At 70.8% G+C, this 7399-nt stretch carries 9 protein-coding genes; 5 read left to right on the forward strand and 4 right to left on the reverse strand.

Annotated elements, in window-relative coordinates; genetic code table 11:
- The first annotated feature begins 82 nt into the window (after nt 1-82).
- A complete protein-coding gene (locus tag BLV01_RS08165; RefSeq protein ID WP_175485819.1) occupies nt 83-847 on the forward strand; it encodes a helix-turn-helix domain-containing protein in 765 nt (254 codons plus the stop codon).
- Nucleotides 848-886: 39 nt separating this feature from the next.
- Here BLV01_RS08165 and BLV01_RS08170 read toward each other — a convergent pair whose 3' ends face one another.
- Nucleotides 887-1504, reverse strand: a complete 618-nt coding sequence (locus BLV01_RS08170; RefSeq protein WP_091796384.1) for a TetR/AcrR family transcriptional regulator C-terminal domain-containing protein — start codon at nt 1502-1504, stop codon at nt 887-889.
- 148 nt (nt 1505-1652) lie between these two features.
- Here BLV01_RS08170 and BLV01_RS08175 point away from each other — a divergent pair, with 148 nt between their 5' ends.
- Together BLV01_RS08175 and BLV01_RS08180 are read left to right on the forward strand one after the other, a co-directional pair.
- Nucleotides 1653-2756, forward strand: a complete 1104-nt coding sequence (locus BLV01_RS08175) for an MBL fold metallo-hydrolase (RefSeq protein ID WP_254782555.1) — start codon at nt 1653-1655, stop codon at nt 2754-2756.
- Entirely contained in the window at nt 2753-3001 is a 249-nt protein-coding gene (locus tag BLV01_RS08180) for a hypothetical protein (RefSeq protein WP_139178560.1), read from the forward strand. Before BLV01_RS08175 ends, BLV01_RS08180 begins: the two co-directional genes overlap by 4 nt.
- Before the next feature lie 54 nt (nt 3002-3055).
- Here the strand turns inward: BLV01_RS08180 and galE are convergent, their stop codons facing one another.
- From galE to BLV01_RS08195, 3 genes are all read right to left on the reverse strand, one after another.
- Entirely contained in the window at nt 3056-4030 is a 975-nt protein-coding gene (gene galE / locus BLV01_RS08185; protein WP_254782556.1) for a UDP-glucose 4-epimerase GalE, read from the reverse strand.
- Between the two features lie 124 nt (nt 4031-4154).
- Nucleotides 4155-4871, reverse strand: a complete 717-nt coding sequence (locus BLV01_RS08190) for a TylF/MycF/NovP-related O-methyltransferase (RefSeq protein ID WP_091796392.1) — start codon at nt 4869-4871, stop codon at nt 4155-4157.
- 25 nt (nt 4872-4896) lie between these two features.
- A complete protein-coding gene (locus BLV01_RS08195) occupies nt 4897-5394 on the reverse strand; it encodes a toxin-activating lysine-acyltransferase (RefSeq protein WP_091796394.1) in 498 nt (165 codons plus the stop codon).
- A gap of 382 nt (nt 5395-5776) precedes the next feature.
- On the opposite strand from BLV01_RS08195, the gene BLV01_RS08200 reads away from it, so the two are divergent.
- Both BLV01_RS08200 and BLV01_RS26190 read left to right on the forward strand, forming a co-directional pair.
- Nucleotides 5777-6550: a class I SAM-dependent methyltransferase gene (locus tag BLV01_RS08200; protein ID WP_091796396.1), complete on the forward strand. Its 774-nt coding sequence runs from the start codon at nt 5777-5779 to the stop codon at nt 6548-6550.
- A gap of 345 nt (nt 6551-6895) precedes the next feature.
- Nucleotides 6896-7285 carry a hypothetical protein gene (locus BLV01_RS26190; protein WP_175485820.1) on the forward strand — a complete coding sequence of 130 codons (390 nt, stop codon included), beginning with the start codon at nt 6896-6898 and terminating at the stop codon, nt 7283-7285.
- Nucleotides 7286-7399 lie beyond the last annotated feature (114 nt).

The following is a 7399-nucleotide window of genomic DNA, read 5'->3' on the forward strand; positions in this document are numbered from 1 at the left end:
CGGGTATCGCCATCCGCAATCGTGGCGATACGGGTATCGATATATGATCCCGACTATCCCGCCACCCGAGTCCCGCGCCGCCATGGCCGAACGCGAACGCCTGCTCGCCGCGCTCAAGCGCATCCTCAAGGAACGCGGTTGGCGCTACGCCGACCTCGCCGCCGCGCTGGGCCTGTCCGAGCCCACGATCAAGCGCCTGCTGTCCAACGGCCGCATCGGCCTGGACCGGCTCGAACAGATTTGCGAGGCGCTCGACATCGACTTCTTCGAACTGGCGCGCAGCGCCCGCGGCAACCGCGACGCGCGCCGCCACCTGAGCCTGGCGCAGGAAACCGCGCTGGCCGCCGAGCCGCGCCTGATGACGGTGTTCCACCTGCTGTGCCAGGGCTGGCAGAGCGCCGCCATCGGCGCCGACTACGGCCTGCGCAAGCCCGAACTGGTGCGGCTGCTGGCGCAGCTGGATAAGCTGCGCCTGATCGAACTGCTGCCCGGCGACCGCACCCGGTTGCGGGTGCCGCGCGATTTTTCCTGGCGCGACGACGGCCCGGTGCGCGCGCGTTACTTCCAGCTGGCCAGCCGCGAATTCCTCAACCACGGCTTCGACGGCGGCGAGGCGTTCTTCGCCCTGGAAATACGCGAACTCAGCGAAGCTTCCGCGGCCACCCTGCGGCGCAAGCTCGACAAGCTGGTGGCCGAATTCAAGGAAGCCGCCGATCTCGACATCGGCCTGCCGCCGGAGCGGCGGCGCAGCGTCGGCATGCTCGCCGCGAGCCGGCCGTGGGTGTTTTCGCTGGTGGAGAGTCTGCGCGAGGCGCCGTCGGCGGCGGACAAGCCGCGGCGGCGCTGAAGGCGGCGACGCCGCGGCGCGCAGGCGCCGCGCTTGCGATCAAGCCGCCGCGAAGTGCGCCAGGAACATGTCGGTCGCGGTCTGCGCGACCCGGTCGCGCTGTTCTTCGGTCAACAGCGGCTGGCCCATGGTGATCTGCGGCCAGAACGCGAAGCCCTTGATCATCCCGAACATGAAGGTCGAGGCGAAGCCCGGATCGTCGGTGTTCAGCCGGCCGTCGGCCGCGGCGGCGCGGATCCACACCACCAGTCCTTCTTCCTTGTCGCCGATGCGGCCGAACATCTGCTGGGCGCGCTCGGGCGAGGGTATGACCGAGGCGATGCCGGCGCGGGCCAGGTCGATGAAGGATTCGTCCTGCAGCAGCTCCATCTTCTGCCGCACCAGTTCGAGCAACTGGGCGCGCAGCGGTCGGTCGGCGCGGTAGGCCTGTTCCGGCGAGGCCAGGGTGCGTTCCATCAACTGCCGCAGGATGTGCGCGAACAGCACTTCCTTGCTCGGGAAGTGGTTGTAGACGGTGCGCTTGGAGACCCCGGCGCTGGCCGCGACGCGGTCCATGCTGGTGGCCTCGTAGCCGGCCTGGCGGAACTCGACGATGGCCGCGTCGAGGATGGCGGCGCGCTTGCGGTCGGTCAGGCGGGCAGGGGCGGGGGTAGGCATGACGGCAAGGTTACACCCATGGGTTTACTTTTTCAAAAAGTACACTACACTGGGCAGTGTAAGTATTCAGGCGGGCCTGGAAGCCCGCCCTGCAACGCTTCCAGCCCCCCGTCTTCGCCGCCCCAGCCTGCCCATCGGAGCCACGATCGTGAGCACCTGCCTGCCGTTCGCCGCCAAGCCCCGCCCGTCCACGGCCGACTACGCCGATTCGCCGCAGTTCGCCGACGGCCGTTTCCACAACGTCGTCCCGCGCCCGGCCACCGGCCTGCGCAAGCTGCTGCGGATCATCGCCGACGCGCTGTGGAACAAGCCCGCCGACGCGGTCCCGGCCGCGGCGCCGGCGGTGCTCGCGCTCACCGCGCGGCAACTGGCGCAGGCGCCCGACCGCAGCCTGTTCCGGCTCGGCCACTCGACCGTATTGATCAAGCTGCGCGGCGGCTGGTGGATCACCGACCCGGTGTTCGCGCAGCGCGCCTCGCCGGTGCAGTGGCTCGGGCCCAAGCGCTTCCACGCGCCGCCGATCGCGCTGGCGGATTTGCCGCCGCTGCGCGGGGTGATCCTCTCGCACGATCATTTCGACCACCTCGACCGCGCCACCGTGCTGGAACTGGCCAAGACCGCCGGCGTGTTCCTGACCCCGCTGGGCGTCGGCGACCGCCTGGTCGGCTGGGGCGTGGACCCGGCCAAGGTGCGCCAGTTCGACTGGTGGCAGGGCACCCGCATCGACGGCGTGCGTTTCGTCGCCACGCCCGCGCAGCACTTTTCCGGCCGCGGCCTGCTCGACGGCGACACGACCCTGTGGGCGTCGTGGACGATCCTCGACGACGCCGGCGAGGGCGACCCGCTGCGGCTGTTCTTCAGCGGCGACACCGGCTACTTCGCCGGTTTCGCCGAGATCGGCCGCCGCTACGGGCCGTTCGACGTCACTTTGCTGGAAACCGGCGCCTACGACGCCAACTGGCCGCACGTGCACATGCAGCCGGAACAGACGGTGCAGGCGCACCTGGACCTGCGCGGCCGCTGGCTGCTGCCGATCCACAACGGCACCTTCGACCTGGCCCTGCATCCGTGGACGGAGCCGTTCGAGCGGGTGTCGGCCCTGGCCGCGCAGCGCGGCGTGGCCCTGAGCACGCCGCGCATGGGCGAACGCGTCGACCTGCAGTCGCCGGCGCCGACCGCGCCGTGGTGGCGCGAGGCCGACGCCGCCGAACCCTTCGCCACCGACCTGACCGAACAGGAGTCCGCGCCATGAGATTGCAATTGCACGAGTCCCTCGACGCGGACGCCATGCGCGGGATCGTCGCGGCGGTGCTGCGCGCCGACATCGGCAGCCGGATCAACTTCGAACGCGACCTGGAGCGCGGCGCGCCGATCGTGCGGGTCGAGAACTGGCTCACCGTGGCCGAAACGGTGGCGGCGATCGCGCGCAGCGGGTATTCGGTCGCGGCGGTGGTGGACGAGTCCAACGATGCGCCCGGCCGGCCGGCGCAGCGCTGAGGCGACGGCGTTGCGCGTCGCCGCCGGCGCGACGCGCGGCGCGGACGCGCCGGCTCAGCCGCGCTCGGCGGCGAGGCTGCGTTCCCAGGCCAGCGCGCTGGCGACGATCAGGTCGATGTCGTCGCAACGCGGCGACCAGCCGAGCACGCGGCGGATCTTCGCCGCGTCGGCGATCAGCGACGGCGCGTCGCCGATCCGGCGCGGATGCTCGACCACCGGGATCGGCGCGCCGTGGGCGCGCTCGACCGCGCGCAGCACCTCGCGCACCGACGCGCCGCGCCCGTAGCCGCAGTTGAGCACGATCGACTCGCCGCCCCCGCGCAGATAGTCCAGCGCGTCGGTGTGCGCGCGCGCCAGGTCGTCGACGTGGATGTAGTCGCGCACGCCGGTGCCGTCCGGGGTGGCGAAGTCGGTGCCGTACACCGCGATGCACTCGCGCTGCCCGGTCGCCACTTCGCAGGCGGCCTTGATCAGCAAGGTGGCGTTGCGGGTGCGGTGGCCGGTGCGGCCGCGGGTGTCGCTGCCGGCGACGTTGAAGTAGCGCAGCACCGCGTAGCGCAGCCCGCTGGCGGCGGACAGGTCGCGCAGCATCCACTCGCTCATCAGCTTGGACGCGCCGTAGGGATTGATCGGCGCGGTCGGCGTGTCCTCGCGGGCGATGCCCGAGGCGGGCATGCCGTAGACCGCGGCCGACGAAGAGAACACGAACCGGCTCACCCCGGCCTGGGCGCAGCACGCCAGCAGGGTGTGGGTGGCGCAGGTGTTGCCGGCGTAGTAGCGCAGCGGGTCGCGCACCGATTCCGGGGCGATGGTGCGCCCGGCCAGGTGCAGGACGGTGTCGATGTCGTAGTCGCGCAGCACCCGCGCGACGGTGTCGCGGTCGCCGACGTCGCCGATCACCAGTTCGGCGCCGATCACCGCGCGGGCGTGGCCGGTGCTGAGGTCGTCGAGGACGACGACGCGTTCGCCGCGCTCGGCCAGGTGCAGGGCGACGTGGCTGCCGACGTAGCCGGCGCCTCCGGTGATCAATATCGGCCTGTTCGCGTTCAAGCAAATCGCCCTGGGTTGGGCGCCCGGCGGCTCCGGCCGGGCGGGTCGTGCGGCGCGCCGGCGACGGCCGCGACGGAAAGCTGCGCTGGCGGCGGCCGGCGCGCTAGGACGGCGCGGTCTCCGGCAACGGCTTCCTGAGCACGCCGAGCTTGTTGTACATGATCCTGGGCGTGATGTTGCGCGCGCGCACGAACTCGATGTAGGCCTGGTAGGCGCCGTCCCATTGGTTGCTGGCCGGGTTGCAGTCGTCGACCACGATCACTCCGCCGGGGCGCAGCATTTCGTAGAGCTCCGGCAAGGCCTTGCGGGTGGGGCGGTAAAGATCGACGTCGAGCAGCACGAACGACAGCGGGCCCAGCGAGGGCAGGTCGAACTCGTTGATGTCGGCCTCGATCGCCCGCACCCGCCGGATGCGGTTGATGCGCAAGGTCCGCTCGAACCAGTCCTTGCGGTTTTCCTTGAAGTCCTGGTACGCGATGCCCTGCTTGCCGCGGTTGTCGGCCTCGAAGCGCACGTCGGATTCGGTGAACCCGCTGAAGGTGTCGATGGCGTAGTAGGGGCGGTCCTGGCCGACCAGATCGTCGATGTAGTTGTTGAGGAACACCGTGGTGTGTCCGTACTCGCAACCGATCTCGACGATGGCGCCGTCCAGGTCGCGGGTGTCGGACAGGCACTTGCACATGAAACACAACTGGTGCGCGCTGAACTGGAAGCGATGCTCGGGAAACACGCGCTGTCTGGCGAGTTCGCTGGTGGGGCCGGGCATCGCGTCGGGCGCGTCGTCCGTGCCGGTGTCGGCGGTGGGGGCTGAGCGGCTCATCCATATCCTCCGTTCGGGCGCCGGCTCAGCCGCGCGCGGAATGCCAATGCGGGTCGGCCACGCCCCAGGCGCCGCCGCGGCGGCGCCAGTTCGAGACCTTGCGCGCGGCGCCGTCGGCGCCGCGGTGCAGCGCCTTGATCGAGGACTGGTCGGCGAACAGGCTGCCCTTGGCGTGGTTCAACAGTTTGCGTTCCAGCCCGGGCAGGGTCACGAAGTCGATCAGCCACAGCGCGTCGCCGTCGGTCCATTCGGAAGGATGCAGCGGCGCGTCGGGCTGCTCGATCCAGCGACGCTCGGCCTGCGGATTCAGCCATGCCCAGGTCAGGTAGCCCACCGGCATGCTCTGCGCGGTGTAGAACACCCGGATCTGCCGGGCCATCGCCGCCGGCGCGATCCGGCTGGGCAGGGCGTGCACCGGCCGGTCGCGATGGCGCGCGTGCTGCGCCATCACGAACGCGACCGCGCCGATCTCCTTGAGGAAGTCGGCGGAGAGGGAGCGGGGTTCTTCGATAATCGCGATCACCAGCGGTCTTCCTCCATCTGTCCAGCGGCGCGGGGCCGCGAAGGATCGCGGTCGCGGGTTGCGGCTGCGGCGCCGGTCGCTGCGCGGCCGGGCCTGCGTGGGGACTGCATGTGTACGACGAAAGCTTCCGTCCGCGAGAGTAATTCAGTCCTCGCCGCAGTGCGAGCGCGATGCGGCCGCGCGTCGTCGCCGTCGCCGTCGCGAGCGCCCGCGCGGCGCGCAGCGCGGCCTGCCGCGATGCGGCTTGACCGGACATGCGGCCGTGCTAGAGTCGCGACGCGCTCGGGGGGAGCGCACCGACGCGCATTGGCTGGCTGTCGGCCGCGACCGCGCAGGCGCTTCGCCGTCGGGGTCCGTTGGCTTTCATAGGAGGAAGGCGGGCATGTCGTCGGCGCCGTTGACGTTCGATCGCTATATGCGGGAGCACTACGACGCCGTCCCCGGCATGTCGTCGGCGTTCGCCGCGCAGGTGTGCGCGGCGACGATGCGGCTGCAGCGCGAACGCGGCTGGGGCGGCGACGCGGCCGAGATCGGCGCGTTCGAAGGCCGTTTCCTGATCGCGCTGGCGCTGGGCCTGCAGCCCGGCGAGCGGGCCCTGGCGATCGATCTCTACGACTGGCCCGACATCCACGTCGGCCTGCGGCTGCGCGAGCGGCTTGAACGCCTGGGCCTGGCCGATCGGGTCGAGATGATCTGCGCCGACAGCCGCCGGCTCGCGCCACAACGCCTCGGCGTCGGCGAGGGCGGGCGCGCGATCCGCTTCTTCCATATCGACGGCGACCACCAGCCGCAATCGCTGGCGCGCGACCTGGCGCTGGCGTTCGCGTGCATGGCGCCGTGGGGCGTGATCTGCCTGGACGACATGCTCAGCCCGGCCTATCCGGAACTGGGCATCGCCGTCGCCCAGGCGCTGCAGGCCGATCCGCAATGGGCGGTGTTCTGCGTCGTCGACCGCGAGGACATCGCCGCGGCGGCGAAGTTCCTGCTGTGCCGGCAGGACTATGCGCAGGCCTACGGCCAGGCGTTGGCGCACGCGTTCGCCGACCGGGTCTGGGGCATGCAGGCGCAGTTCGCCCGGCACCGCGCGCTGGTGTTGGCGCCGCGCCCGCGGCTGGCGCGGTTCAATCCCGGCGGGAGCGTCGACCTCGTTCAATGAACCGGCCTCGGCGCGGTGCATACGCGAGCGCATGCTGTCGTGGGCGCGCGCGTTCGCAACGCTGCGCCGCGCGTCGGACAGCGGCCGGCCATCGGCTCAAACCCGCCGATCGGCGCATCGTTTCGGCGTCGAACCGTCTCCAGGAACGATGAACAGGCTCGCGCGTCGGCAACGTTGCGAATGCGCTTCGCTGCGGTCGCGCGCGCCGCGCTCCGCGCGCCTTGACGACGGCTGGCAATCGTACGAGGATGCCAAACGCTGTAGCGAAGCGTGTGTTTACGCAACGCATTAAACGCAATAGACGCATAGTCAGTCGCATAGTCGGATCTCGGCACGGAGCACTGGATGTCTGCGCAGGCGATGTTCGAATTCAGAGTCACGTCATCGCACGCGCAGCCGCACCGCGGTTCCGCCAGCGCCGGGTCGCGGCGCGCAGGGCGCACCTGTCAGAACTGCCAGGAACCGCCGCAGCCGCGCCGCCTCGGCGGGCACACTGATCCGCAACTCGTGGGCGCCGTTATCGTCGGCGTCTTCGACGCGGCCGCGAACCGCGCTGTCCAGGATCGCGCGCGCGTCGCCGACTTGGCGCAAGCGCGCGCGCACGCGTCGATGCCGTCGCCCCGCGCGCCTTCGCTGCAGGCAAGCAACTTCGTTCGACGTCACAGTTCCGGGTTCCTGCGCGCCTGCGCGTGCGCCGCCGCCAGTCTTCCTGTCTCAGCCCTCGACCCGAGTTGATCGCCACGTGCGGACCGCCGGGCGCTTCGCGCCCGACGGGTCTGCGTCAGCGGCGTCCGGCCTCGCGCCGGGCCGGTCGAGATCGATCATCTGTCGTACCGGGAGTTTCGAAGG

The sequence above is a fragment of the Lysobacter sp. yr284 genome (assembly GCF_900107375.1).
Lineage (GTDB): Bacteria > Pseudomonadota > Gammaproteobacteria > Xanthomonadales > Xanthomonadaceae > Lysobacter.